The following is a 25,029-nucleotide window of genomic DNA, read 5'->3' as shown; positions in this document are numbered from 1 at the left end:
TCCGTGACGAGACAGGGGGGTGGACTGTAACAAGATTGATATGCGCCAACCACTGGCTGAAAAAAGCACCCGGGCGAGAACAGTCATCCGCCATCCCGGGCATTTCTGCAACCCGGATGCCCAGGCACAAAAAAGCCCCGAACCAGTCGGGGCTTTTCGTGTGGCAACCACCTGATATCAGGGGGTGATCAGGCGTTCATCAGAACACGTTGATCGGGTAGTCGACGAACACACGCAGTTCGTTGCCGCCCACGTTGTACTCGGAAGACTTCTGCGAAACGCGCAGTACCGAGCTGCGTACTTTCACGCTCAGGTCTTTGGCTGGGCCACTCTGTACTACGTACTTGAACTGGTTGAAGATTTCCCGCTCGCTGCCGCCGGTGGAGGTCGAGGTGGTGATGTTGTCGCCACGCACGTAGGCCACGTTATAGGTCAGGCCCGGTACGCCGAAGGCGCCGAAGTCCAGACCGTAGCCCAGCTGCCAGCTGCGCTCGTCTTCGGCGTTGAAGTCGGACCAGTAGGAGTTGGCCAGGTAGATGGTGTTGCCGCCATCGCCCACGCGGTTCTGACCGCGCTGGTAGCCGCCATAGGCATAGCCCAGGTGGCTGTCGCCGGTGCTGCGCTGGTGCGCCAGGGTGAAGGAGTGCGGGCCCATCGCGTAGGTGGCTGCCAGGCTCCAGATCTTGTTGTCTTCGCCGCCGGCTTTAGCCTTCTCGGCGTAGGACTTGTCCAGCTCGGTACGGTAGCCGTTGAAGTCCAGGGTCAGGGACTGGTCAGTGGCCAGCGGGAACACGTAGTTCAGGTTGATGTATTGCTTCTTCAGCACGTCTTCGACGTCGGAAGCGTACAGCGCGCCCTTGAACTGCTCGGTGAACTGGTAGCTACCGCCCAATACGTTGATCGACTTCAGGCCACCACTGTCACGGCCTTCGGCGCTCTTGCGCGATTCGGCGGTGAAGTGACCTGCGTTCAGCTCCAGGCCCTTGATCTCCTTGGAGGTGATCAGGGTACCGGTGTAGCTTTCCGGCAGCAGGCGCGAGTTGTCGTAGTTCAGCACCGGCAGGGCCGGCATCTGGTCACCGTAGGTCAGCACAGTGTTGGAGAAACGGAACTTGACTGCAGCACCGGCCTTGGCCAGGTCGTCTGCAGCGCTACCGCTGTCACCCTGCTTGAAGAAGTCGATGCCGCCGGCACCGCTGCGACCCTTGCCGCCGTCCAGGCGCAGTGCGTACAGGCCGAAGGCGTCAACGCCCACGCCCACGGTGCCCTGGGTGAAGCCCGAGGAGAAGGTGCCGATGAAACCCTGGCCCCATTCAGCCTTGTCCGGGTTGCCATCTTTGTAGTCACGGTTGATGTAAGCGTTGCGCAACAGCACTTTCAGGCTGCTGTCTTCAACAAAACCCTTCGCGTCGGCCTGGCCGTCGGCCATGGCCTGTGTTGCGCTCAAAATCCCCAGTGCAACCAAGCAGATCCGCTGTTTAAACATTTTATTTTCCTTATTACGGGTTGGTGACGCGCTGTGAGCTCCGCGGCTATGGCGATTGAACGCTCTTCTACCGTTGAAACAAAAAAGCCCGACCGCGGGTGAGCACGGTGGGCCTTTTATTATTCTGAAATATGGCTCCTGGCCACAGGCGTTGGGGCGAATCCTATCTGCGCCTTTAACAACGTGTCAATTTCGTGAATCGTCTTTGAATAGCTGAAAATATTCTAAGAACTGCGGGCTAGAGCATTGCCAGCTGCACACTGTGACTGTCCACGAATTGTTCGAAGTGGGTGACCTTGCCATCTTTAAGTGTCCACAAGTGAGCCACCCGTACATCGATCGGTTTGCCCGAGGCCTTGTAGACGCCCTGGTAATTGCCATAGGCGAACACCTTGTCGCCCTGGGCCACATAGTTCTCGGCCTTGAAGGTGAAGTCCTGCCATTCCGAGCCCAGGCGCTTGAAGACGTGCTCCAGCACCGCCTCGAACCCTATGTAGGTGCCGGCATAGGGAAAGCCTGCCGCCTCGGTCCAGCGGGCATCGGGGGCCAGGGCCGCTGCGGTGTTGCGCGCATTTTCCTGGGAGTTGGCACCTTCGTAGGTGCTCTTGATCAACGCTAGGTTATCCATGGGTGACTCCACGCAGGTCAGGTGAGTTCAGGGTGTGCAACCGTCCAGGCCACAGGCCTGGACCACGCCATCGTGAGGGCCGCTATCGGCGCCCAGGGAGGTCTTCAGCCAGTCGGCGAAGGCCTCGGGTTTGCCCAGCCAGGGGCTGATGTCGAGCAGCTGGTAACGACCATCGCGCTCCAGCACCAGAGTCGGGAAGCCTTGCCCGCCGACCTTGGCCAACAGGGCCCGGCTGGCCTTTATATGGTTGTCCAGTTCATGGGCCACCGCCTGGTCGAAGGCCGCCTCGAAGGCAGCCGGGGCAAACCCCTGGGCCTGCGCCAGCTCCAGCAGCACCTGCCGGTCGGCGATCCTGCGCCCTTCCAGATAATGCGCCGTCTGCAACCGGCCCAGAAATTCCAGGCCCCGCCCTTCCATAGCCTGGGCCGCCAGTACGGCGGCAATCGGCGGCGCCGAGTCGAAGGTGGCCGTCTCATCCCGCAGCAGGCCCTCGAAATAGGCCTGGCCAAAAGGCTGCCCGGTGTACTCGGCGATCCGCCGGTCATGGGGCATGACGTAATCGCGCAGTTGCGGCGAGACCGGCTGGCGATTGCGCCCGGTCATCATGCCGCCGGCATGGGCCACCACCGGCACCACCGCCTGGGCGGCCTGCACCAGCGGCTTGGCACCGTAGCACCAGCCGCACAGGGGGTCATAAATATAGTGAAGGGTGGCCAAGGACATATCTGGGCTCCAGCAAGGTCTTGAAAATTCGATGTCACGCAGACTAGGCCGCGCGCGCCAAGGAAAAAACCTCGAATTGGCTTTTAGTCTGTTGCTGTAACCGGTCGAATCCGTCTGTTTAGCCTCAGTGTGCGAACCGAAACCCGAAAGATACATTCAGAAACAAATAGCCCGGGGAACTTATTAGGGAATATTTAACATCTGTTAATGACAAGCATTACCATTCGCACCCTCGAATTTCCCCTTCTCGGATGCGTTTCAGATGCCTGCCCATTTCCGCCTCATGCCCCTGTCCCTGGGTCTTTGCACCCTGCTGGCCAGCGGTTTTGCCTGCGCTGCCAGCACTACCCTGCCGATGACCTCCATCAGTGCCGAGGCCGAAGCCGACCCCGATGACCCACGGGTCAAGGAAGTCAGCACTGCAACCCGTACCTCGACCCCGGCGCGCTACGTGCCCCAGGCCATCGACACAATCAAGACCGCCAACGTGCTGGACTACGGCGTCAACGACCTGGGCAGCGCCCTGAGTGGCATTCCCAACGTCAGCAGCGGCTCGGACACGCGCTTCGACAGCCTGCGGATCCGCGGCTTCGATGCCAGTAACGACTTCTACCTGGACGGCATCCGCGACGACAGCCAATACGTGCGCGACCTGCACAACATCGAGCGCATCGAAGTGCTCAAGGGCCCGGCGGCAGTGCTCTACGGCCGTGGCAGCCAGGGCGGGATCATCAACCGGGTGAGCAAGCTGCCGGAATTCGGCCGCCGCTCCAGCGTCGAAGTCCAGGGCGGCAGCCAGGACCTGCGCAGCCTGTATGCCGACCTCAGCGCCGACCCGACAGAGAACATCAGCCTGCGCCTGAACCTGGGCAACGAGGACCGGAACAGTTTCCGCAAAGGCGTCAGCGGCAACCGCCAATTGTTCGCCCCGTCCATGAGCTGGCAACTGACCCCGGACCTGAACTGGCTGGTGCAGTACGAATACAGCCGCTACAACCGCACCCCGGACCGCGGCATCCCCGGGGTCAACGGACGCCCGGCGGACGTCAGCCGCGACACCACCTACGGCGATCACCGCGACTACATCGACGACAAGTCCCAGTCCCTGCGCTCCAAGCTGAGCTACGAGCTCAGCGAGAACTGGCAACTGCGCCACACCCTGGGGGTATTCAAGCTCGACAGCGACTTCGACAACACCTACCAGACCGGCTACAACGCCACGACGGGCAAGGTCCAACGCCAACGCTGGCAGCAAGACCTGAAGACCCGCAACGTCTACAACAACACCGAACTGGAGGGCCGTTTCGACACCTTCGGCCTGGAACATCGCCTGCTCACCGGCCTGGAGCTCGGCAGCCAGCGCCGCGACCCGATCCTCTACAACGCCGCCACTTCCGGGCCGGGCAGCCAGGCGGTGCCCGCCGTCGACCTGTACAACCCCAACCCGTACCAGAGCCACACCGGCCGCATGCAGGTCTCCAGCAACAACCACACCGAGGTCGAAAGCCGGGCCCTCTATGTGCAGGACCAACTGCGCCTGAACGATCAATGGCAATTGCTCGCCGGCCTGCGCTACGACAACTTTGATGTGCAGACCAGCAACCGCAAGAACGGGCTCTCCGAAAGCCGCGAAAGCCACAGCGTCAGCCCGCGCCTGGGGGTGGTCTGGACGCCGCTGGAGCACCACTCGTTCTATGCCTCGTGGAGCAAGTCGTTCTCACCGGTGGGCGGCGGCCTGATCGGCATCACCCCGAACGCCGCCGGTAACGGCAACGACCTGAGCCCCGAGCTCACCCGGCAGAAGGAAGTCGGAGTCAAGAGCGACTGGCTGGACGAACGCCTGAGCACCACCCTGGCGGTGTATGAGCTGGAGCTCTACAACCGTCGCACCTCCGATCCGCAGGACCGCAGCATCACCCTGCTCACCGGGCTGCAACGCTCCCGCGGCATCGAGCTGACGGGCACCGGCAAGATCGTCGGCAACTGGTACCTGCGCGGCGGCATCGGCCTGCAGGACGCCGTGGTGGTCAAGGACAACAACGGCTTCGAAGACAAGCGCGTGAACAACGTCGCCAAGCGCAATGGCAGCCTGTTCATCACCTGGAAACCGGAACTGGGCTGGTACGCCGAGACCGGCCTGACCCTGGTCGGCGACCGCTTCGCCGATAGCAGCAACACCGTGGCGCTGCCCGGTTATGGCCGCTGGGACGCCCTGGCCGGTTACCGGCACAAGGACTGGGACGTACGCGCTGCGCTAAACAATATCGCCGACCGCGAGTACTACAGTTCCGCCACCAGCGCCTTCCAGATCCAGCCGGGCGACCCTCGCAGCCTGGTGGTCACCGGCAACTACCGCTTCTGACCCCCGGATGCCCGGCATCTGAATGCCAGGCAAAAAAAAGCGCTGCCATCCCGGCAGCGCTTCGCACAATCCCTTGTTTGTCTATCCTTTCACCACATCCCACAACGCCTGCAGTTCCGCCTCGCTGAGCAATCCAGCGGGGTAACGCTCAATGATGATCCGGCGCGGATCAGGTTCCCTGATCTGACGCGTTCCATTGGACTTCAACCACTGGGCCAGCACCTGCAGCGACTCGTTATTCATTGCCAAGGGATGGGACGCCCGCTCGCTGACCATGTTCATTCCAGCGCTCTCCTGGTATCTGAGCGGCCTAACTTATCCAAGCTTTATGACAGAACAACACCGTTCTCCATGTCTCAGAATCACGCCAGGAGAGATACAAGAGCTATGCCAATGTGCCACCCGTGCCGATATACGGCCATGAAAAAGCCCGCGGCCTGTCTAGGCTGCGGGCTGGCTGGCGAAGCTCAGGCCACGGGCCGGGCCGGCACCGGCAAACAACCGGCATCGGCTGTTACAACGGCACTCAAATCCGCTGCGGCGCGGGCTGTTGCTGGGTAAGGCAGTGGATATTGCCGCCCCCCAGTAACAGTTCACGGCCCGGCACCATCACCACTTCGTGCTCGGGAAACAGCTGCTGCAGGATGGCCTTGGCCTGGGCGTCCATCGGGTCGTCAAAGCTGGGCGCGATGATCCCGCCGTTGACGATCAGGAAGTTCACGTAGGAACCCGCCAGGCGCACCGAAGGGTTGCGCTCCTGGCTGCCCTCCACCGCGTCGACCCCGGCGCATTCCTCTTCGGTGGCGTACAAGGGGCCGGGAATCGGCATCTTGTGCACCTTGAAGGTGCGGCCCTTGGCGTCACGGGTGTTTTCCAGCACCTGCAGGGCGGCCTGGCAACGCGGGTAGTTCGGGTCCTGGGGGTCGTCGGTCCAGGCCAGCAGCACTTCGCCCGGGCGCACATAGCAGCAGAAGTTATCCACATGGCCGTCGGTTTCGTCGTTGTACAGGCCGTCCGGCAGCCAGACAATCTGCTCCACCGCTAGATGCTCGCGCAGTACCGCCTCGATCTCTTCGCGGGACAGGTGCGGGTTGCGGTTGTGGTTGAGCAGGCATTCCTCGGTGGTGATCAGCGTGCCTTCGCCATCGACGTGGATCGAGCCACCTTCGAGCACGAAGCCCTCGGTGCGGTACTCCTGGCAACGTTCGATTTCCAGCACCTTGCTGGCGACCTGCTCGTCACGGTTCCACGGCGAATACAGGCCGCCTTCGAAGCCGCCCCAGGCGTTGAAGCCCCAGTGCACGCCGCGCACTTCGCCGCTGGCGTTGATGACGAAAGTCGGGCCGGTGTCGCGGACCCAGGCGTCGTCGCTGGACATTTCCACCACACGGATATTGGGCACGTCCAGGCGTGCCCGGGCGTTTTCATACTGGGCCGCGGACACCGCCACTGTCACCGGTTCAAAGCGCGCGATGGCCTTGGCCACCGCGACATGGGCGGCCTGCGCCGGCTTGCCGCCCAGGCGCCAGTTGTCCGGGCGCTCGGGCCAGATCATCCAGGCCTGGGTCTGGGTCGCCCATTCGGCGGGCATGTAGAAACCGTCGGCGCGCGGCGTGCTGTGCAAAGTGCTCATAGTGTTCAGGACTCCAGGGAACCGTCGAGGGTTTTCAGCGCGCCATAGAGGTTCGGACGACGGTCACGGAAACTGCCCCAGGCGCTGCGGATGTGCTCGAGCTCGTCGAGGTCGAAGCTGTGCACAAGGATACCTTCTTCAGTTTGGTTGAGCTCCTGAACCTTCTCGCCGAACTGATTGGCGATGAAGGACGAGCCGTAGAAGGTGATGTCGTAGCCGTCCTGCTCTTCGTTGCCGATGCGGTTGCTGGCGATCAGCGGCATCAGGTTGGCCCCGGCATGGCCCTGCTGCACCCGCTGCCAGTGGTCGCGGGAGGAAATTGTCTGGTCGTGGGGCTCGCTGCCGATGGCGGTGGGGTAGAAGAGAATTTCCGCGCCTTGCAGGGCCATGCTGCGGGCGCACTCGGGGAACCACTGGTCCCAGCAGATGCCCACGCCGATCTTCGCGTAGCGGGTGTTCCATACCTTGAAGCCGGTATCGCCCGGGTTGAAGTAGTACTTTTCGTGGTAGCCGGGGCCATCCGGGATGTGGCTTTTCCGATAAATCCCGAGGTTGCTGCCATCGGCATCGATGATCGCGATGCTGTTGAAACGCGCCCGCCCGGCCAGCTCGTAGAAGCTGATGGGCAGCACCACTTGCAGCTCCCTGGCGACTTTCTGGAAGTGCGCGATGGCGGCGTTGCTGTCCACCGTGGTGGCCAGTTGCAGGTAATCCGGGTTGGGCTTCTGGCAGAAGTAAGGCGCCTCGAACAGTTCCTGGATCAGGATGATCTGCGCCCCCTTGGCCGCGGCTTCGCGCACCAGTTTCTCAGCGGTTTCGAGGTTGGCCTCAAGGTCCCAGGAACAGGCCATCTGGGTAGCGGCGACGGTAACGGTACGGCTCATGGATCAACTCCTGGGCAAGGCGAAGCGGTCGATGACAACGGACACAAGGCACCGGGCACGGCGAGGCCGGCCCTGGATACGGCCACTTTATATCCGATAAATATCGACTTTAAAAGCTGAAAAATCATTATGCACGATAAATTACCGACAAAAAGCCGATAACAATCGAACTATCAAGAAGCGCATTCGCCGGTAAGCCGGCTCCTACCAAGCGTTGCAGGAGCCGGCCGGCGAATGGAGGTCAACGCAAAGCCGAGCCCTGCGCCTACAGCTCTTCGCTCAACACCTTGGCCAGCATGTCGACGAAGAAATCCACGCTCTGGCGAGTCGTGACCATCGGCGGCTTGATCTTGAGGATGTTCAGGTGATCGCCGGTAGGTTGCATGAAAATCCCCAGCTCGCGCAGGCGTTCGCACAGCAGGGTGGTTTCCTCGGTGGCCGGTTCCAGGGTGGCGTGATCGCGGATCAGTTCCAGCCCCAGGTAGAAACCGGAACCATGCACCGCTCCCACCAGCGGGTGGTTTTCCTTGAGCGCCTCCAGGCGCTGCCGGAAGTGTTCACCGACCACCTGGGCGTTTTCCCAGAGTTTCTCCTCCTGCATCACGTCCAGCACCGCAATGCCGATGCGGCAACTGACCGGGCTGCCGCCGGACGAGGAGAAGAAATAGCCTTCGGCCTCCAGCGCTTCGGCGATTTCCCGCCGGGTGATCACCGCACCCAGGGGCTGGCCGTTGCCCATGCCCTTGGCCATGGTGATGATGTCCGGGGTCACGCCCTGCTCCTCGAAGCCCCAGAAGAACTGGCCCATGCGCCCGTAGCCGACCTGGATCTCGTCGGCGATGCACACCCCGCCCCGGGCCCGCACCCGCTCGTAGACCTGCTGCAGGTAGCCCGGTGGCAGCGAAATCCCTCCGGCGTTGCCATACACGGGTTCGCAGATGAAACCGGCCAGCTGGCGTTGCTGCTCATCCAGCTTGTGCAGTTGCTGGTCGACGCTGCGCAGGTAGTGCGGGGTGCTGTCCTGGCCGCGGAACTCGCCGCGATAGGTGTTGGGCGCGGTCACCGGGTGCACCCACTCCGGACGGCTGGTGAGGGCCTGGGGGTTGTCGGCGATGGAGGTGGACACTGCGTCAGCCGCCACCGACCAGCCGTGGTAGGCCTCCAGCACACTGAGCATGTCGCGCCCGCCGCTGTAGGCCCAGGCCAGGCGGATCGCCAGGTCATTGGCCTCGGTGCCGCTGTTGACCAGGAACACCCGGTCCATGGAATCCGGTGCCAGGGCCAGCAGGCGCTCGGAGAACTCGGCGATCGCCGCATAGTGGAAACGCGAGTTGGTGTTGAGCAGCGACCATTGCCGCGCCGCTTCAGCGGCCATGCGCGGGTGACCGTGGCCCAGCACCGCGACGTTGTTGAGCATGTCCAGGTAGGAACGCCCCTGCATGTCGATCAAGTGGTTGCGCCAGCCGCGCTCGATCCGCGGCGGGTCGAGGTAATAGTGCTTCTGCGAGCGGGCAAAACTGGCGTCACGACGCTCCAGCAGGGTTTGCGGATCCAGTTCCGGCTCGGCATCGCAGGCCAGCCCCAGCAGCGCCGCCGGCGAGGGGCAAAGGGCTTGCCAGGCCGGGGCTCGGGACGGTGTACAGAACAGCGGCGGATCCAGTTCGACAGCGCGACACAGCTGCACCTTGAGCCGACCATCCGCCGCCACGGCGCCCAGCACCTGGCCCTTGACCAGCGCCGCTCCCGGCTGCAACGAAGGCTCGACGCCCCACAGGTGCACACTCAGGGTCGGGCCATCGAGGCGCAACAGGCCTTGCTCGCCACGGTGCAGGACCCCGGCGAACGGCGCTTCCACAGCGGTGCCTGGCGGCACTTGCAGTTGTACATGCAAGGGGCAGGTCGAGGGTTCCTCGGCGCTATCGGGACGGGTCTGCGACAGGCGGTACTGTCCATAGCGGCTGGCGGCCAGGCCATGGGCGGCGCCAGCTTCGGCCAACAGGCGATCGTCGATCCCCGGCTGCTCCCAATTGCCCGCCTCGAAGTGCGGGCTGAGCACGCCCAGGTCGATCAGGGCGAATTCGCGCCCCACCAGGCTCGGCAACAGCGGGGCGAACCCCTCACCGCCAATGGCAGGCAGTGCGTGCCCGACAGCGGTGAGAACCGCCGCCTCCATGAACTCGAACGACACCGAGTTGGCGACCTGGAAAATCTCCCACTCGTGGCTCAGGTTGGCACGGCTGTAGGCATTGCCCGGGTCGATGCTGACCTGCTGCTCGCCACTGAGCACCAGCACCGCCGCCCGGGCCACGATCAGAGGCCAGAGCGCCAGCAGCTCCGCCCGTTGCAACGGGTTGACCTGATGGTAGGCCTGGATCGCCGGGAGGATGCGCAGCGGGTCGCCCTCGGCGTGATGCAGCAGCGCCGCGCAGGTCACCGACAGGTCGGTGATGCGCCAAGTGCGGATCAGGTCGCCGAAATCGATCACCCCCTGCACCTGCCAATGCCGTGCTTCATCCCGCTGCCAGACCACGTTGTCATCGGTGATGTCCATATGGATGGCCTGCACCGGCAGTTGCTCCAGCAGCGGATGCAGGCGGCGCTCGGCGCGTTGCGCGGCGCTGGCGATCACCGCTCGTTGCTGCGGGTCGGCAATGACCGGCAGCAGATGCCCGATCAATGCCTGGGCATGCCGGGCGTCCCATTGCAGGGTGCGCTCCAGGCCCGGATGCTCGAAATCCGCCAGGGCCAGGTCCATCTGCCCGCACAGCCGGCCCAGGCCCGCCACCAGCTCGCCGCCCAGGTGCGGCAGCTGGGTCAGGGAGCGGCCTTCTATATAGTCCAGCAGGCGCACGTGCAGCGCTTGCCCGGCGATCTCCAGGGACAGCAGGTCCGCGCCGTTTGTCGCCGGGATGACCCTGGGCACTCGCAGCTCCGGGCGCTGTTGCAGATGCTTGAGGCCGGCGTGCTGCGCCTGCAACTCCAGGGCCGAGTAGTCGCCGCGGCAGATCTTCAGGACAAACCGCCCCTGGGGGCTGTCGACGCGGTAGTTGAGGTCTTGCTGGCTGCCCAGCGAGTGCAGGGTGCCGTGCAGGCCGTAGTGGCTTTCCAGCAACTCCAGCGCTTGCTGCGCTAAGACTTGCGGGCTGGGCAGACTGGCACGGTGGATCAAGGTGGCGAGCAACATACAACGACCCCTGGAATTGTTATAGGCCGCTTATATCGCCACTGCGCAAGGTAATGCGCAACCCCAAAGCGCGCAGGCAAGACCAGAGCCTTGCCTGCTGTAAACTTCGGCCGGCGAAATTTCCGACAGTTCGCAGAGCAATCAAGCGGTTGTTGCTATTGCACCCTAGGCGTCCTATCGACAAGCTATGCTGCATTCGTCGCAGCAAATGACCGTTTTCAAGGATACAGGCCCCAAATATGCGCATTCTCGTTACCGGCGGAGCCGGTTTTATCGGCTCGGCCCTGGTCCGCCATCTGCTTCAGCACACGGAACACGAAGTGCTGAACCTGGACAAACTGACCTACGCAGGCAACCTGGAATCGCTGCACAGCATCGCCAGCAACAGCCGCTATGAGTTCGTCAAGGCCGATATCGTCGACCAGGCCACCGTCAGCGCCGTGCTGGCGCGCTTCCAGCCCCACGCGATCATGCACCTGGCTGCCGAGTCCCATGTCGACCGCTCCATCGACGGGCCGTCCGACTTCATCCAGACCAATATCGTCGGCACCTACAGCCTGCTGGAAGCGACCCGCGCCTACTGGCACACATTGCCCGAGGCGGAAAAAGCCGCTTTCCGTTTCCACCATATTTCCACCGATGAAGTCTATGGCGACCTGCATGGCGTCGATGACCTGTTCACCGAAACCACGCCCTACGCCCCCAGCTCGCCCTACTCCGCCAGCAAGGCCGCATCCGACCACCTGGTCCGCGCCTGGCAGCGTACCTATGGGCTGCCGGTGCTGATCACCAACTGCTCCAACAACTACGGCCCGTTCCACTTCCCCGAAAAGCTGATTCCGCTGGTGATCCTCAACGCCCTGGCAGGCAAGCCGCTGCCGGTGTACGGCAACGGCCTGCAGGTGCGCGACTGGCTGTATGTCGAGGATCACGCCCGGGCCCTGTTCAAGGTGATGACCGAAGGCGCGGTCGGCGAGACCTACAACATCGGCGGCCACAACGAACAGAAAAACATCGACGTGGTACGCGGCATCTGCAGCCTGTTGGAAGAGCTGGCCCCGCAGAAACCCCAAGGCGTGGCTCACTACGCCGACCTCATCACCTTCGTCCAGGACCGCCCCGGCCACGACCTGCGCTACGCCATCGACGCCGGCAAGATCGAGCGCGAGCTGGGCTGGGTTCCGGAAGAAACCTTCACCAGTGGCCTGCGCAAGACCGTGCAGTGGTACCTGGAAAACCTCGAGTGGTGCCGCCGGGTACAAGACGGCAGCTACCAGGGCGAACGCCTGGGTTCCACCGACATCAAGGATCTGATTGCATGATCAAAGGCATTGTTCTGGCGGGCGGCTCCGGCACCCGTCTGCACCCCATCACCCTCGGTGTGTCCAAGCAGCTGCTGCCAATCTACGACAAGCCGATGATCTACTACCCGATCTCGGTACTGATGCTGGCCGGCATCCAGGACATCCTGATCATCTCCACCCCCCAGGACCTGCCGCAATACCGCAACCTGCTGGGTGACGGCAGCCAGTTCGGCGTGCGTTTTTGCTATGCCGAGCAGCCTTCGCCGGATGGCCTGGCCCAGGCCTTCCTGATTGGCGAGGAGTTCATCGGCAATGACCCGGTGTGCCTGATCCTGGGCGACAACATCTTCCACGGCCAGTACTTCGGCGAACAGCTGCGCGACGCCGCCAAGCGCACCCGCGGCGCCACGGTGTTCGGCTACTGGGTCAAGGACCCGGAGCGTTTCGGGGTCATCGACTTCGACAGCGAGGGCCGTGCCCTGTCCATCGAAGAAAAGCCCAAGAAGCCGAAGTCCAGCTACGCGGTCACCGGCCTGTATTTCTACGACAATGACGTGGTGCAGATTGCCAGGGACGTCAAGCCTTCGCCCCGGGGCGAACTGGAGATCACCGACGTCAACAACGCCTACCTCAAGCGTGGCGATCTGCACGTGGAGCGTTTTGGCCGGGGCTTTGCCTGGCTCGACACCGGCACCCACGACAGCCTGCTGGAGGCCTCGCAATACGTGCAGACCATCGAGCATCGCCAAGGCCTGAAAGTCGCCTGCCTGGAAGAGATCGCCTATGAGAACCGCTGGATCAGCCGCGAGCACCTGCTGGAGCGCGCCGCTTATTTCGGCAAGACCGGCTATGGCCAGTACCTGTTCACTCTGGCGGGGGAAACCCAATGAACATCATTCAGACAGAGCTCCCCGGTGTACTGATTATCGAGCCCAAGGTCTTTGGCGACGAGCGTGGCTTCTTCTACGAGAGCTTCAATGCCAAGGCCTTTGAAGAGGCCACCGGCTTGCAGAAGAGCTTTGTACAGGACAATCACTCGCGATCCGTCAAGAATGTCCTGCGTGGTCTGCACTACCAGATTGAGCACCCGCAGGGAAAACTGGTCCGGGTGATTGCCGGCGAGGTTCTGGACGTAGCCGTCGATATCCGGCGCAGCTCCCCGAACTTTGGCCGTTGGGCAAGTGTTCGCCTGTCTGCACATAACAATCGCCAGCTATGGATTCCCGAAGGGTTCGCCCATGGCTTCGTAGTACTCAGCGACGCTGCCGAGTTTCTCTACAAGACCACCGATTACTACACGCCTTCTGCTGAGCGTTGCATCAGCTGGGACGATCCGACCCTGGCGATCAACTGGCAGTTGCAGGATATGCCAACGCTCTCGGCCAAGGACCAGAAAGGTAAAAGCCTTGAAGAGGCCGATCTGTTCCCATGAACGCTCCTCTGAAAATCCTTATCAGCGGCCAGCACGGCCAGCTCTCCCGGGAGCTGCAGCAGCGCCTCGGCGACCTGGGCGAGCTGGTGGTCCTGGGTCGTGAGCAACTGGACCTGAGCCACCCGGAACAGATCCGCCAGCAAGTGCGCGCCATTCGCCCGGACCTGATCATCAATGCCGCCGCCCACACCGCCGTCGACCAGGCCCAGAGCGAGCCGGAGCTGGCTTTTGCTATCAACGCCACGGCCCCCGGGATCTTCGCCCAGGAAGCCTTCGAGCTGGGTGTGCCGCTGATTCACTACTCCACCGACTACGTGTTCGATGGCAGCAAGGAAACGCCCTATGTTGAGGACGACGAACCCAACCCGCTGAGTGTCTACGGCGAGAGCAAGCTGGCTGGCGAACGGGCGATCCGGCTGGTCCAGGGCCAGCATTTGATCCTGCGCACCAGCTGGGTCTATTCCAGCCATGGCAAGAACTTCCTGCTGACCATGCAGCGCCTGCTGCAGGAAAAACCCGAGCTGCGGGTAGTGGCCGACCAGATCGGCGCGCCCACCTGGGCCGGCACCATCGCCACCAGCACCCGGGCGCTGATCGATCGTTGGCGAGCCGGGCAGCCCGGCGCCTGGGGCACCTATCACCTCACCGCCCACGGCGAGACTTCCTGGTTCGGCTTTGCCCAGGCCATCGGTGAGCAGTTGCTGGCCATGGACAAACCCTGCGCCGTCCTTGAAGCCATCCCTTCCAGCGCTTACCCGACACCGGCGCCGCGGCCGTTGAACTCGCGCCTGGACTGCAGCCGCCTGGCACGGGAGTGGGGCGTGGTCCAGCCGGACTGGCACACCGCATTGCGCGAGTGTCTTGCCGAGCAGGGCTAGGCATAATGCGCCTGTATCCACAGGCGCCTTTTCCATGACCCCACCCCTTCCCCGTCGCCCTCGCTGGCGCAGCCTGGCCTTGCTGGCACTGTGCCTGGCGCCGTTGCTGTGGCCGCTGGAGCATCTGGCGGAGCGCTACTACCGCAACGAGCTGACCAGCCAGAACCGCCAGACCCTCGACCTGTACGTGGCCAACCTGCTGGGCACCCTGCACCGCTACGAAGTGCTGCCGCAGATCCTCGGCGACCTGCCGGCACTGCGCGCGGTACTCGGCGCCCCGGACGATGGCGTGACCCAGGGCAACGCCAACCGCCTGCTGAAGAACATCAGTGCCCAGACCGGCGCCGAGGTGATGTACCTGATGGACACCAGCGGCAAGACCCTGGCGGCCTCCAACTGGGACAAGCACGACAGCTTCGTCGGTCGCAATTTCGCCTTCCGCCCCTATTTCAGCGAGGCCATGGCCGGGCGCCTGGGGCGCTTCTTCGGCCTGGGCACCACCTCGGCCAAGCGCGGTTACTTCTTTGCTGCCGCGGTGCGCGATGGCGAGCGGATCCTTGGCGTGCTGGTGGTCAAGGTCGACCTGGACCACACCGAAAGCCTGTGGGGCAAGACCCCGGAACAGTTGCTGATGACCGACCACAATGGCGTGGTGATCCTCACCTCGCGCCCGGAATGGCGCTTTCGCGCGACCCGGCCGCTGAGCGACGAGGAACGCCAGGCGATCGTCGCCATCCAGCCCTATCCGACTCGCGACCCAAGGCCGCTGAACCTCAACCCCAATGCCTGGCTGACCCAGACCCAGCAGATCGACGAAACCCGCTGGGCCGTGAGCATCCTCGCACCGCGCACTCTGATCGACCGGCCGGTGCGCACGGTAGTGGCCGTGGGCGCCGCCGCGCTGCTGGTGCTGATGCTGTTGCTCGGCCTGATGATGCAGCGCCGCCGCCACTACCTGGAGCGGATCGCCTTCGAAGCCAAGGCGCGGCGCGAGCTGGAGATGCGTGTGGCCGAGCGCACCAGCGACCTGGAAAGCCTCAACCGGCGCCTGAAGCAGGAAGTGCTGGAGCGCGAAACCGCCCAGCAGGAACTGGTGCGGGCCCAGGACAACCTGGTCCAGGCCGGCAAGCTCTCGGCTCTGGGCACCATGTCGGCCAGCATCAGCCACGAGCTCAACCAGCCCCTGGCGGCGATCCGCAGCTATGCCGAGAACGCCGAAGTGCTGCTGGACCACCAGCGCACCGACGACGCCCGAGGCAACCTCAAACTGATCAGCGAACTGACCGGGCGCATGGCCTCGATCATTGCCCACCTGCGGGCCTTCGCCCGGCGCGATCACCACGCCCCGGAAAGCGTGGCCCTGCAACCGGCCCTGGACGACGCCCTGGCGCTGCTGGCCAAGCGCCGCCGGGCCATGGAAGTGGAACTGATCCGCGACCTGCCGGCTGCCACCCTGTGGGTCGAAGCCGGGGAAACCCGCCTGCGCCAGGTACTGGGCAACCTGCTGGCCAATGCCCTGGATGCCCTGACCGAAAAAGGCCCACCGCGCAAACTCTGGCTGAGTGCCGAATCCACCGCCACCGGCGTCAACCTGTACATTCGCGACAACGGTCCGGGCTTCTGCATGGAAGCGCTGGGTCGCGCCGGAGAGCCGTTCTACACCACCAAGACCCGTACTCAGGGCCTGGGCCTGGGGCTGGCCATCTGCGACACCCTGATGCGTGCCTTCGGTGGTGAACTGTCATTCGCCAACCACCGCGAAGGCGGGGCCCTGATCACCCTGCGCCTGCGGGCCGGGGCCCCCGGAGTCAGCCTGCAGCCCTCCGAGGACCGCGGGGTATGAAGCAGAGCGGCAACCCGATATCAACCCTGTCCGGCCCGGCGCTCCCGGCCCCGACACGATCTGGAAAGTGAGCGATGAGCCATCCCGAGAGCCTCGATCCTCAGTTGCAAGTGGTGCTGATCGACGACGATCCCCACCTGCGCCAGGCCCTGAGCCAGACCCTGGACCTGGCGGGGCTCAAGGTGCTGTCCCTCGCCGAAGCCCAGGGCCTGGCGCCGCGCCTGGAGCGGGATTGGCCGGGGGTGGTGGTCAGCGACATCCGCATGCCCGGCATGGACGGCCTGGAGCTGCTCAACCAGCTGCATGCCCAGGACCCGGAACTGCCGGTGCTGCTGATCACCGGCCACGGCGACGTGCCCCTGGCCGTGCAGGCCATGCGTGCCGGCGCCTATGACTTTCTGGAAAAGCCCTTCGCCAGCGATGCCCTGCTGGACAGCGTGCGCCGCGCCCTGGACTGGCGGCGCCTGGTGCTGGACAACCGCAGCCTGCGCCTGGCCCTCAGCGACCGTCAGGAACTCAGTGCACGGCTGGTAGGCCAGTCAGCGCCGATGCTGCGCCTGCGCCAGCAGATCGGCGCCCTGGCGGCGACCCGGGCCGATGTGCTGATCCTCGGCGAGACCGGCGCCGGCAAGGAAGTGGTGGCCCGTGCCCTGCACGATCTCTCCGGACGGCGCAACGGGCCGTTCGTGGCGATCAACGCCGGGGCCCTGGCGGAATCGGTGGTGGAAAGCGAGCTGTTCGGCCACGAGCCGGGGGCCTTCACCGGCGCGCAGAAACGCCGCATCGGCAAGTTCGAATTTGCCAACGGCGGCACCCTGTTCCTCGATGAGATCGAAAGCATGAGCCTGGATGTCCAGGTCAAGCTGCTGCGCCTGCTGCAGGAGCGGGTGGTGGAACGCCTGGGGGGCAATCAATTGATCCCGCTGGATATCCGCATCATCGCCGCGACCAAGGAAGACCTGCGCCAGGCCGCGGACCAGGGACGCTTTCGCGCCGACCTCTACTACCGCCTGAACGTCGCGCCGCTGCGCATTCCACCGCTACGCGAGCGTGGCGAAGACGTGCTGATGCTGTTCCAGCACTTCGCCGACGAAGCCAGCACCCGCCACGGCCTGCCCCCCCAGGAACTGCAACCCGGACACCGTGCCTTGCTGCTGCGCCACAGCTGGCCGGGCAACGTGCGCGAGCTGCAGAACGCCGCCGAACGCTTCGCCCTGGGCCTGGAACTGGCCCTGGACAACAACGAGCCGGGTACGCCCGCGGCTGCGGCCCCGAACCTGATCGAAGGAGGCTTGAGCGAGCAGGTGGAGCACTTCGAAAAGACCCTGATCGCCGCTGAAATGGCCCAGCCCCATAGCTCCATGCGCAGCCTCGCCGAAGCCCTGGGGATTCCGCGCAAGACCCTGCACGACAAGCTGCGCAAGCACGGTTTGAACTTCGCCGACGGCGGCGCCAACCAGCCCGGCGACGAATCAGAATGAAGCGTTCCGTTATTCCCTTGACCCCTGAGGCCCCGGCATGAATCGCGACAGTCGATACCTGGAATCCATCCTCCATCACGACATCCCCCTGACACGGGACATGGGTCTGCAGGTGCTCGACTGGCAGGGGCAAGAGTTGCGCCTGCACTTGCCCCTGGAGGCCAACGTCAACCACAAGAGCACCATGTTCGGCGGCAGCCTGTACTGCGGTGCGGTGCTCGCCGGTTGGGGCTGGCTGCACCTGCGGCTCAAGGAACAGGGCATCGATGACGGGCATATCGTCATCCAGGAAGGCCAGATCAGTTACCCGCTGCCGGTGACCGGCGACGCCGTGGCGATCTGCGCCGCACCGGATGACAAGGTCTGGAACAAATTCCTCGCCATGTATCAGCGCTACGGCCGTGCCCGGCTGACCTTGCACACCCGGGTCGTCAATGCCGGCAGCGCAGAAGACGCCGTGCGTTTTACCGGCCAGTACGTCCTGCACCGCTAACCCGTTTGCGACCCGGCTCAAATCTGTAGGAGCTGGCTTGCCAGCGAAGAGGCCGGAAATGGTTGCACAGGGCCCAAGGGCCCCGTCGCCGGCAAGCCGGCTCCTGCACTAGGGTGGCAGCGGCAAGTCGCCGCGAGGTGATCAGGAGCGGGCCAGTTCCAGCAACTTGGCGCGCCAGGGCGCCTTGGCCGGCAGGGCCAGGAAGAAGCCGTTGAGCAACGACTCCCGAGGTGGATAGCAGAACGGCGCACCGCTGAGATCCAGCACCTCGCCGCCCGCACCTTCGAGCACGCCCTGGGCCGCCGCGGTGTCCCACTGCGAGGTGGGCGCCAGGCGCGGATAGCAGTCCGCCGCGCCTTCGGCCAGCAGGCAGAACTTCAGCGAACTGCCGATATTGGCCAGTTGCAATTCACCCAGGGCGGCGCTCAAACCACTGAGCAGACGTTCCTGCTCCGGGCTCGAATGCCGGCGGCTGGCCACCACGGTAAACGCCTCGCCGGCCCCCGGTTGCTCACGCACCTGGATCGCCTGCGGTGCCTGCTCGCGATCCACGCGCCAGGCCCCAAGGCCTGCGCCTCCCAGGTAGCAGCGGCCACTGGTGGGCATCGACACCACGCCGAACACCACCCGCCCCTGCTCGATCAGGGCGATATTGACGGTGAATTCTTCACTGCCGGAAATGAATTCCTTGGTGCCGTCCAGCGGGTCCACCAGCCACCAGCGCTGCCAGCTGGCGCGGGTGGCCTGGGGAATGTCCGCATCCTCTTCGGACAGCACCGGGATGCTCGGGTCCAGGGCCGTGAGGCCGGCCACGATCAGGTGATGGGCGGCCAGGTCGGCGGCGGTCACCGGCGACTCGTCGGCCTTGTGATTGACCGCCACATCGGCGCGCCAGAACGGCAGGATCGCTTCACCGGCACGCAGGGCCAGCTCGGCAACCGGCGCCAGCAAGGGGTGGGGAAAATTCATTGAAGTCTCGCTCATGCTTGAAAGACCCCGCGCTGGCTCAGCAGGTCGCGGGTCAGGTAAAGCGCAGCCAGGGCCCGGCCTTCGCTGAACTGAGGGTTCTGCGCCAGGCTCGCCAGTTCGCGCAGGTTGACCTTGTCGACCCGCATCGGCTCCGGCTCGTCGCCTTCCAGGCGCTCTTCATACAGATCGGTGGCCAGCACTACCTGGATCTTCTGGCTCATGTAGCCCGGGGACAGCGACAGCTCGGTCAGGTGCTCCAGTTGCCGCGCGCCAAACCCGGCCTCTTCCTTGAGCTCGCGCTCGGCCGCTGCCAGCACATCCTCCCCCGGCTCGATCAGGCCCTTGGGCAACGACAGCTCGTAGGCGTCGGTGCCGCCGCAGTATTCCTCCACCAACACTGCATGCTCGGCGTCGAGCATTGCCACGATCATCACCGCGCCATAGCCGGCGCCCTTGCCCACCAGGCGCTCATAGGTACGTTCGACGCCATTGGAAAACCGCAACTGCACCTCTTCGACACAGAACAGACGACTGGTGGCGACGATCTCGCGGGCGAGTACGGTGGGTTTCTGGCGCATAGCGGGCTCCTTGGCGATAGCGGGTTACTATACAGCCTGTTTTAAAGTGACTGGGTTGCAGATTGCCGGTGCACAGCACCACGGCGGAACCTATTGTTTACTGCGTGTGACCGCCCTCTTCGAGGCGGCTCCTTTCTATCCGTTCTAGTGACCGGGCCTCCCTGCCCCACTGGCCTTGTCGACCCCGCCGGTCGGCTGTTTTCTTACCACTGGAGAAGTGTTCGATGGCCCTACTGCCCTGGCACCAGATCGATACCGTCCTGCTGGACATGGACGGCACCTTGCTGGACCTGCACTACGACAACCATTTCTGGATGGAACACCTGCCCCAGCGCTACGCCGAGCTGCACGGGGTCAGCCGGGCCATGGCCGAGCTGGAGCTGGAGCCCCTGTTCGAACGCAACGCCGGCCAGTTGCAGTGGTATTGCCTGGACTTCTGGAGCGCCGAACTGCAACTGCCGGTGCGCGAGTTGAAGCTGGAAACCGCGCACCTGATCGCCCTGCGTCCGGACGCAGACACCTTTCTTGCAGCCATCAAGCAAGCCGGCAAGCGGGTGATCCTGATCACCAACGCCCATCGCGACTCCCTGTCATTGAAGCTGGAACGGATCGAACTGGCGCCATACTTCGAACGCCTGATCAGTTCACACGACTATGGTTTCCCCAAGGAAAGCCCACAGTTCTGGGACGCCTTGCAGGCCGATATCCGCTTCGACCCGGCCCGCAGCCTGTTCATCGACGACACCCTGCCCATCCTGCGCAGTGCGCGGGACTTTGGTGTGGCGCAGTTGCTGGCGGTGAGCCAGCCGGACAGCCGCAGAGGGCCGAAAGACACCGCGGAGTTCGCGGCGGTGGGGGATTACCGGGCGTTGATCGAAGGCTTGTGAAGCCCTTCGCGGGCAAGCTCGCTCCTACAGAACCCCGTGGGAGCGGGCTTGCCCGCGAAGAGAACCGATCATTCGGGAATACGCAGCACCTGGCCCGGGTAGATCTTGTCCGGGTGGGACAGCAGCGGCTTGTTGGCCTCGAAGATCTTGTTGTACTTGTTGGCATCGCCGTACTGCACCTTGGCGATGGCGCTCAGGGTGTCGCCTTTCTTCACGGTGACGAATACCGCAGAAACCACCGCCGGACCGGTCACGGTGATCTGGTCCTCGACACTGCCGACGCCGGAAATGTTGCCCAGGGCCAGCAGGATCTTCTCCTTCTCTTCCTGGCTCGCCACTTCACCGCTGACAATCACCTTGTCACCTTCCACCGTGGCATGAACATTGGGATTGCCCAGGCCAACCTTTTCGATGTGCTCCTTGAGTTGCTCACTGGCATTGGCGTTACCCGGGGTCAACAGGTCGATCAGTTTCTCACCGGCTTCCTTCACAAAGCTGAAAATGCTCATGTCGCACACTCCTTGGTTGATAGATCCAGACGCGAAAGACTAGACCAGCCTGGCCGGATGAGGTTCCCGGGCGACCAGTGACCCAAGGTCACAGGCCCGCGGTAGAATCCCGGCCTTTTGCCGCTCCGGAGCGAAGATGGACCTCAAGCAGCTGAAATTCCTCATCGCCCTCGACGAAACCCGGCATTTCGGCCAAGCCGCCGCGCGCTGCCACATCACCCAGCCGACCCTCTCCATGCGCCTGCGCAGCCTGGAAGAAGAGCTCGACTTGCCGCTGGTCAAGCGCGGCCAGCGTTTCGAAGGCTTCACCGCACCCGGCGAGCGGGTGCTGGCGTGGGCCCGCACCGTGCTCACCGCCCATGACGGGCTATTGGCCGAGGCCGCCGCCTGCCGCGGCAACCTGGTGGGCACCCTGCGCGTAGGGGTGGTGCCGCTGTCGAGTTTCAATCCCCAGCCACTGCTGCAGCGCCTGCATGCCGAGCACCCGAACCTGCGCTTCGAACTCTCGTCCCTGAGCTCGGAACAGATCCTCGAACAGTTGGCCAGCAATCGCCTGGACCTCGGGGTTTCCTACCTGGAGCGCCTGGACAGCGAGAATTTCGACTCCCTGCCCCTGGAACCGACCCACATGGGCCTGCTCTACGACCACCGGCACTTCAGCTTCGGCGAGCAGCCCCTGAGCTGGGAGGCGCTGATCGAACTGCCCCTGGGCCTGCTCACCAGCGGCATGCACTTTCGCCAGTCCATCGACCACAACTTCCACATCCGCGGCCTGCAACCGCAGCCGGTGCTGCAGACCGACGCCGTCCATCAGCTGGTGCAGATGGTCCATGGCGGCCTGTGCTGCGCCGTGATGCCTCTGGACAGCGGCCTGGAAACCCTCACCGAGCACCTGCGCCTGCAACCCATCGCCGATGCCCAGACCCTGGCCCGCCTGGGCCTGATCATGCGCCGCAGCGCGCCGCGCTCGGCCCTGGCGCAAGCCTGCTTCGCCCTCTACCAGCAATCCTTCGGCGATTCTTGATCGACGCCATCTATCAATAGATCAGTACTAGCAATTAGACGCGACAGATTGCCGCGCTTAGTCTTGGGAGCCGTTACGCCGCTGGTCACCCCGGCGCGGCGCCAGCCCCGGCGAAACGGGCACCCGCACTCGCTGCCAGCCAGCCCCACAGCATCCCTCGAACGCTAGTACGCGAAGGCATTTGCCCGGCCAGACGCCGGCCGCGCGAGCAGCGTCTCAACCTTGTCCACCTGCCGCCGAGCGTGCGCTGCGGGTCAGCAGCCTGCGATGGAGAGTCGCCCGTGAGTACACATAACCAAGCCGATCAGAAACCCGTAGCCCGCTACAAGCCCTACAAGGGACCCGCCGGTGGCTGGGGCGCCCTGATCAGCGTGGCCCAGGCCTGGCTGACCAGCGACAACGCGCTGAAGAACATCCGCATGATGCTCAAGACCAACCAGAACGGCGGCTTCGACTGCCCGGGCTGCGCCTGGGGCGACTCGCCGGAAAGCGGCATGGTCAAGTTCTGCGAGAACGGCGCCAAGGCGGTCAACTGGGAAGCCACCAAGCGCCGGGTGGACGCGGCGTTCTTCGCCAAGCACAGCGTCACTTCGCTGCTGGAGCAGAGCGACTACTGGCTGGAGTACCAGGGCCGGCTGACCGAGCCGATGAGCTACAACGCCGAGACCGACCGCTACCAGCCCATCAGTTGGGAAAATGCCTTCAGCCTGATCGCCAGGCACCTGCACAACCTGCCCAGCCCGGACATGGCCGAGTTCTACACCTCGGGCCGGGCCAGCAACGAAGCGGCCTACCTGTACCAGCTGTTCGTGCGCGCCTACGGCACCAACAACTTCCCCGACTGCTCGAACATGTGCCACGAGGCCAGCGGCGTGGCCCTGGCGCAGAGCGTCGGGGTCGGCAAAGGCACGGTGACCTTCGACGACTTCGAACACGCGGACGCCATCTTCGTCTGGGGCCAGAACCCCGGCACCAACCACCCACGCATGCTCGAACCGCTGCGTGAAGCAGTGAAGCGCGGCGCCCAGGTGGTGTGCATCAACCCGCTCAAGGAGCGCGGCCTGGAACGCTTCCAGCACCCGCAAAGCCCGATCGAGATGCTCACCAACGGCAACCGCCCGACCAATACCGCCTACTTCCGCCCGGCCCTGGGCGGCGACATGGCGCTGCTGCGGGGCATGGCCAAGTTCCTCCTGCAGTGGGAGCGCGATGCGCAGAAAGCCGGCGCGGCGTCGGTGTTCGACCACGACTTCCTCAATGCCCACACCGCCAACGTGCTCGACTACCTGGGCACCATCGACGACACCCCGTGGGAGCAGATCGTCGAGCAGTCCGGCCTGGCCCTGGTGGAGATCGAGCAAGCGGCGCGCATGTATGCCAAGGGCAAGAACGTCATCATGTGCTGGGCCATGGGCATCACCCAGCACCGCCACTCGGTGCCGACCATCCAGGAAATCGCCAACCTGATGCTGCTGCGCGGCAACATCGGCAAGCCCGGCGCCGGGCTGTGCCCGGTGCGTGGCCACAGCAACGTGCAGGGCGACCGCACCATGGGCATCAACGAACGCCCGCCAGTGGCCTTCCTCGACTCCCTGGAGCGGCGCTTCCAGTTCAAGGTCCCCCGGGACAACGGCCACAACGTGGTCGAGGCGATCCACGCCATGCTCGAAGGCCGCTCCAAGGTATTCATCGGCCTGGGAGGCAACTTCGCCCAGGCTACCCCGGACAGCCCGCGTACCTTCCAGGCCCTGAGCAACTGCGACCTCACCGTGCAGATCAGCACCAAGCTCAACCGCAGCCACTTGGCCCACGGCAAGGACGCACTGATCCTGCCGTGCCTGGGGCGTACCGATATCGACGAGCAGGCGGGCGGCCCGCAAGCGGTGACCGTGGAAGACTCCTTCAGCATGGTCCACGCCTCCAACGGCCAGTTGCAGCCGCTGTCGTCGCAGATGCGCTCCGAGCCGTGGATCCTCGCCGGTATCGCCGCTGCAACCCTGGGCAGCCGGCCAGTGGACTGGAACTGGCTGGCGGCCGACTACGGACGCATCCGCGACCTGATCGCCGACACCATTCCCGGCTTCAAGGACTTCAACGAACGGCTCAAGCATCCTGGCGGTTTCTACCTGGGCAACAGCGCCGGCGCCCGCCAGTGGAACACCCCGTCGGGGCGCGCCAACTTCCGCGCCAACTCGTTGCCCAAGGACCTGATCCACGAGCGCACCCGGGCCACCGGCCAACTGCCGGACCTGATCCTGCAATCGATGCGCTCCCACGACCAGTACAACACCACCATCTATGGGCTGGACGACCGCTACCGCGGGGTCAAGGGCCAGCGCGACGTGCTGTTCGCCAACGAGGCGGACATCATCCGCCTGGGCTTCAAGCCGGGGCAAAAGGCCGATATCGTCTCGCTCTGGGACGACGGCCGCGAGCGCCGGGTCAAGGGCTTCACCCTGCTGGCCTTCGACATTCCGGCCGGCCAGGCCGCGGCCTACTACCCGGAAGTGAACCCCCTGGTACCGCTGGAAAGCACCGGCGACGGCAGCCACACCCCGACTTCCAAGTTCATCGCCATTCGCCTGGAAGCGGCCAGCGACAGCGGCCTGATCATGGCTCGCTCGGCCTGATTCCTGGCTTGAGGGCCTCTTCGCTGGCAAGCCAGCTCCTACGGTTAGCGCGTGAATCGTAGGAGCCGGCCTGCCGGCGACAGCCGCTGCGCAGCCTTGAA

21 protein-coding genes are annotated in these 25,029 nt (G+C 64.2%); 11 read left to right on the top strand and 10 right to left on the bottom strand.

Annotated features, from left to right (window positions below; genetic code table 11):
• Positions 1-199: 199 nt before the first annotated feature.
• From AC07R1_RS22900 to AC07R1_RS22890, 3 genes are all read right to left on the bottom strand, one after another.
• Positions 200-1,486: an OprD family porin gene (locus AC07R1_RS22900; RefSeq protein WP_015633793.1), complete on the bottom strand. Its 1,287-nt coding sequence runs from the start codon at positions 1,484-1,486 to the stop codon at positions 200-202.
• 238 nt (positions 1,487-1,724) lie between these two features.
• Positions 1,725-2,114 carry a nuclear transport factor 2 family protein gene (locus tag AC07R1_RS22895; RefSeq protein ID WP_495110968.1) on the bottom strand — a complete coding sequence of 130 codons (390 nt, stop codon included), beginning with the start codon at positions 2,112-2,114 and terminating at the stop codon, positions 1,725-1,727.
• A 27-nt stretch (positions 2,115-2,141) separates the two neighbouring features.
• Positions 2,142-2,837, bottom strand: coding sequence for a DsbA family protein (locus AC07R1_RS22890; protein WP_011058689.1), 696 nt, complete (start codon positions 2,835-2,837; stop codon positions 2,142-2,144).
• A 262-nt stretch (positions 2,838-3,099) separates the two neighbouring features.
• Here AC07R1_RS22890 and AC07R1_RS22885 point away from each other — a divergent pair, with 262 nt between their 5' ends.
• Positions 3,100-5,199: a TonB-dependent receptor gene (locus AC07R1_RS22885; RefSeq protein WP_401024342.1), complete on the top strand. Its 2,100-nt coding sequence runs from the start codon at positions 3,100-3,102 to the stop codon at positions 5,197-5,199.
• An 81-nt stretch (positions 5,200-5,280) separates the two neighbouring features.
• Here AC07R1_RS22885 and AC07R1_RS22880 read toward each other — a convergent pair whose 3' ends face one another.
• From AC07R1_RS22880 to AC07R1_RS22865, 4 genes are all read right to left on the bottom strand, one after another.
• On the bottom strand, positions 5,281-5,481 hold the full coding sequence (locus AC07R1_RS22880; RefSeq protein ID WP_011058687.1) for a hypothetical protein: 201 nt from the start codon (positions 5,479-5,481) through the stop codon (positions 5,281-5,283).
• 244 nt (positions 5,482-5,725) lie between these two features.
• Entirely contained in the window at positions 5,726-6,832 is a 1,107-nt protein-coding gene (gene aguA / locus AC07R1_RS22875; RefSeq protein WP_495110967.1) for an agmatine deiminase, read from the bottom strand.
• Positions 6,833-6,837: 5 nt separating this feature from the next.
• Positions 6,838-7,716 (bottom strand): N-carbamoylputrescine amidase, encoded by an 879-nt coding sequence (gene aguB, locus AC07R1_RS22870; protein WP_011058685.1) that lies wholly within the window; start codon positions 7,714-7,716, stop codon positions 6,838-6,840.
• 265 nt (positions 7,717-7,981) lie between these two features.
• Positions 7,982-10,900 carry an aminotransferase gene (locus tag AC07R1_RS22865; RefSeq protein ID WP_495110966.1) on the bottom strand — a complete coding sequence of 973 codons (2,919 nt, stop codon included), beginning with the start codon at positions 10,898-10,900 and terminating at the stop codon, positions 7,982-7,984.
• 239 nt (positions 10,901-11,139) lie between these two features.
• Between AC07R1_RS22865 and rfbB the strand changes: the two genes are divergently transcribed.
• The 7 genes from rfbB to AC07R1_RS22830 all read left to right on the top strand — a co-directional run bounded on the left by rfbB (position 11,140) and on the right by AC07R1_RS22830 (position 18,331).
• Positions 11,140-12,222 carry a dTDP-glucose 4,6-dehydratase gene (gene rfbB / locus AC07R1_RS22860; protein ID WP_072452130.1) on the top strand — a complete coding sequence of 361 codons (1,083 nt, stop codon included), beginning with the start codon at positions 11,140-11,142 and terminating at the stop codon, positions 12,220-12,222.
• The gene (gene rfbA, locus AC07R1_RS22855; RefSeq protein WP_183000643.1) at positions 12,219-13,094 is read left to right on the top strand and encodes a glucose-1-phosphate thymidylyltransferase RfbA; all 876 of its coding nucleotides are present in this window, start codon (positions 12,219-12,221) and stop codon (positions 13,092-13,094) included. The genes rfbB and rfbA overlap by 4 nt, the downstream gene beginning before the upstream one ends.
• Positions 13,091-13,636, top strand: coding sequence for a dTDP-4-dehydrorhamnose 3,5-epimerase (gene rfbC / locus AC07R1_RS22850; protein WP_220223547.1), 546 nt, complete (start codon positions 13,091-13,093; stop codon positions 13,634-13,636). Before rfbA ends, rfbC begins: the two co-directional genes overlap by 4 nt.
• Positions 13,633-14,514 carry a dTDP-4-dehydrorhamnose reductase gene (gene rfbD / locus AC07R1_RS22845; protein WP_495110965.1) on the top strand — a complete coding sequence of 294 codons (882 nt, stop codon included), beginning with the start codon at positions 13,633-13,635 and terminating at the stop codon, positions 14,512-14,514. The genes rfbC and rfbD overlap by 4 nt, the downstream gene beginning before the upstream one ends.
• Positions 14,515-14,548: 34 nt before the next feature.
• Positions 14,549-16,357, top strand: a complete 1,809-nt coding sequence (locus AC07R1_RS22840; protein WP_011058679.1) for a sensor histidine kinase — start codon at positions 14,549-14,551, stop codon at positions 16,355-16,357.
• 74 nt (positions 16,358-16,431) lie between these two features.
• Positions 16,432-17,838 (top strand): sigma-54-dependent transcriptional regulator, encoded by a 1,407-nt coding sequence (locus AC07R1_RS22835; RefSeq protein ID WP_495110964.1) that lies wholly within the window; start codon positions 16,432-16,434, stop codon positions 17,836-17,838.
• A gap of 37 nt (positions 17,839-17,875) precedes the next feature.
• Positions 17,876-18,331 carry a YiiD C-terminal domain-containing protein gene (locus AC07R1_RS22830; protein ID WP_011058677.1) on the top strand — a complete coding sequence of 152 codons (456 nt, stop codon included), beginning with the start codon at positions 17,876-17,878 and terminating at the stop codon, positions 18,329-18,331.
• A 141-nt stretch (positions 18,332-18,472) separates the two neighbouring features.
• Here the strand turns inward: AC07R1_RS22830 and cysQ are convergent, their stop codons facing one another.
• Both cysQ and nudE read right to left on the bottom strand, forming a co-directional pair.
• Positions 18,473-19,300 carry a 3'(2'),5'-bisphosphate nucleotidase CysQ gene (gene cysQ / locus AC07R1_RS22825; protein WP_495110963.1) on the bottom strand — a complete coding sequence of 276 codons (828 nt, stop codon included), beginning with the start codon at positions 19,298-19,300 and terminating at the stop codon, positions 18,473-18,475.
• 11 nt (positions 19,301-19,311) lie between these two features.
• Positions 19,312-19,878, bottom strand: a complete 567-nt coding sequence (gene nudE, locus AC07R1_RS22820; RefSeq protein WP_011058675.1) for an ADP compounds hydrolase NudE — start codon at positions 19,876-19,878, stop codon at positions 19,312-19,314.
• A 224-nt stretch (positions 19,879-20,102) separates the two neighbouring features.
• On the opposite strand from nudE, the gene yrfG reads away from it, so the two are divergent.
• Positions 20,103-20,765, top strand: coding sequence for a GMP/IMP nucleotidase (yrfG, locus tag AC07R1_RS22815; protein WP_011058674.1), 663 nt, complete (start codon positions 20,103-20,105; stop codon positions 20,763-20,765).
• Between the two features lie 68 nt (positions 20,766-20,833).
• Here the strand turns inward: yrfG and lysM are convergent, their stop codons facing one another.
• Positions 20,834-21,274: a peptidoglycan-binding protein LysM gene (gene lysM / locus AC07R1_RS22810; protein ID WP_011058673.1), complete on the bottom strand. Its 441-nt coding sequence runs from the start codon at positions 21,272-21,274 to the stop codon at positions 20,834-20,836.
• 136 nt (positions 21,275-21,410) lie between these two features.
• Between lysM and AC07R1_RS22805 the strand changes: the two genes are divergently transcribed.
• Together AC07R1_RS22805 and AC07R1_RS22800 are read left to right on the top strand one after the other, a co-directional pair.
• Positions 21,411-22,298: a LysR family transcriptional regulator gene (locus AC07R1_RS22805; protein WP_011058672.1), complete on the top strand. Its 888-nt coding sequence runs from the start codon at positions 21,411-21,413 to the stop codon at positions 22,296-22,298.
• 281 nt (positions 22,299-22,579) lie between these two features.
• Positions 22,580-24,928: an FdhF/YdeP family oxidoreductase gene (locus AC07R1_RS22800; RefSeq protein WP_495110962.1), complete on the top strand. Its 2,349-nt coding sequence runs from the start codon at positions 22,580-22,582 to the stop codon at positions 24,926-24,928.
• Positions 24,929-25,029: the final 101 nt, after the last annotated feature.

Source organism: Pseudomonas sp. GW821-FHT07F01 (genome assembly GCF_059418825.1).
The sequence above is the reverse complement of the archived record's forward strand: the minus strand, read 5'-3'. Positions and strand labels throughout refer to the sequence as shown.

Bases quoted from the DNA above. Each gene is read 5' to 3' on its own strand.
- AC07R1_RS22900 (WP_015633793.1), bottom strand. From the start codon at position 1,486: ATGTTTAAACAGCGGATCTGCTTGGTTGCACTGGGGATTTTGAGCGCA.
- AC07R1_RS22895 (WP_495110968.1), bottom strand. From the start codon at position 2,114: ATGGATAACCTAGCGTTGATCAAGAGCACCTACGAAGGTGCCAACTCC.
- AC07R1_RS22890 (WP_011058689.1), bottom strand. From the start codon at position 2,837: ATGTCCTTGGCCACCCTTCACTATATTTATGACCCCCTGTGCGGCTGG.
- AC07R1_RS22885 (WP_401024342.1), top strand. From the start codon at position 3,100: ATGCCTGCCCATTTCCGCCTCATGCCCCTGTCCCTGGGTCTTTGCACC.
- AC07R1_RS22880 (WP_011058687.1), bottom strand. From the start codon at position 5,481: ATGAACATGGTCAGCGAGCGGGCGTCCCATCCCTTGGCAATGAATAAC.
- aguA (WP_495110967.1), bottom strand. From the start codon at position 6,832: ATGAGCACTTTGCACAGCACGCCGCGCGCCGACGGTTTCTACATGCCC.
- aguB (WP_011058685.1), bottom strand. From the start codon at position 7,716: ATGAGCCGTACCGTTACCGTCGCCGCTACCCAGATGGCCTGTTCCTGG.
- AC07R1_RS22865 (WP_495110966.1), bottom strand. From the start codon at position 10,900: ATGTTGCTCGCCACCTTGATCCACCGTGCCAGTCTGCCCAGCCCGCAA.
- rfbB (WP_072452130.1), top strand. From the start codon at position 11,140: ATGCGCATTCTCGTTACCGGCGGAGCCGGTTTTATCGGCTCGGCCCTG.
- rfbA (WP_183000643.1), top strand. From the start codon at position 12,219: ATGATCAAAGGCATTGTTCTGGCGGGCGGCTCCGGCACCCGTCTGCAC.
- rfbC (WP_220223547.1), top strand. From the start codon at position 13,091: ATGAACATCATTCAGACAGAGCTCCCCGGTGTACTGATTATCGAGCCC.
- rfbD (WP_495110965.1), top strand. From the start codon at position 13,633: ATGAACGCTCCTCTGAAAATCCTTATCAGCGGCCAGCACGGCCAGCTC.
- AC07R1_RS22840 (WP_011058679.1), top strand. From the start codon at position 14,549: ATGACCCCACCCCTTCCCCGTCGCCCTCGCTGGCGCAGCCTGGCCTTG.
- AC07R1_RS22835 (WP_495110964.1), top strand. From the start codon at position 16,432: ATGAGCCATCCCGAGAGCCTCGATCCTCAGTTGCAAGTGGTGCTGATC.
- AC07R1_RS22830 (WP_011058677.1), top strand. From the start codon at position 17,876: ATGAATCGCGACAGTCGATACCTGGAATCCATCCTCCATCACGACATC.
- cysQ (WP_495110963.1), bottom strand. From the start codon at position 19,300: ATGAATTTTCCCCACCCCTTGCTGGCGCCGGTTGCCGAGCTGGCCCTG.
- nudE (WP_011058675.1), bottom strand. From the start codon at position 19,878: ATGCGCCAGAAACCCACCGTACTCGCCCGCGAGATCGTCGCCACCAGT.
- yrfG (WP_011058674.1), top strand. From the start codon at position 20,103: ATGGCCCTACTGCCCTGGCACCAGATCGATACCGTCCTGCTGGACATG.
- lysM (WP_011058673.1), bottom strand. From the start codon at position 21,274: ATGAGCATTTTCAGCTTTGTGAAGGAAGCCGGTGAGAAACTGATCGAC.
- AC07R1_RS22805 (WP_011058672.1), top strand. From the start codon at position 21,411: ATGGACCTCAAGCAGCTGAAATTCCTCATCGCCCTCGACGAAACCCGG.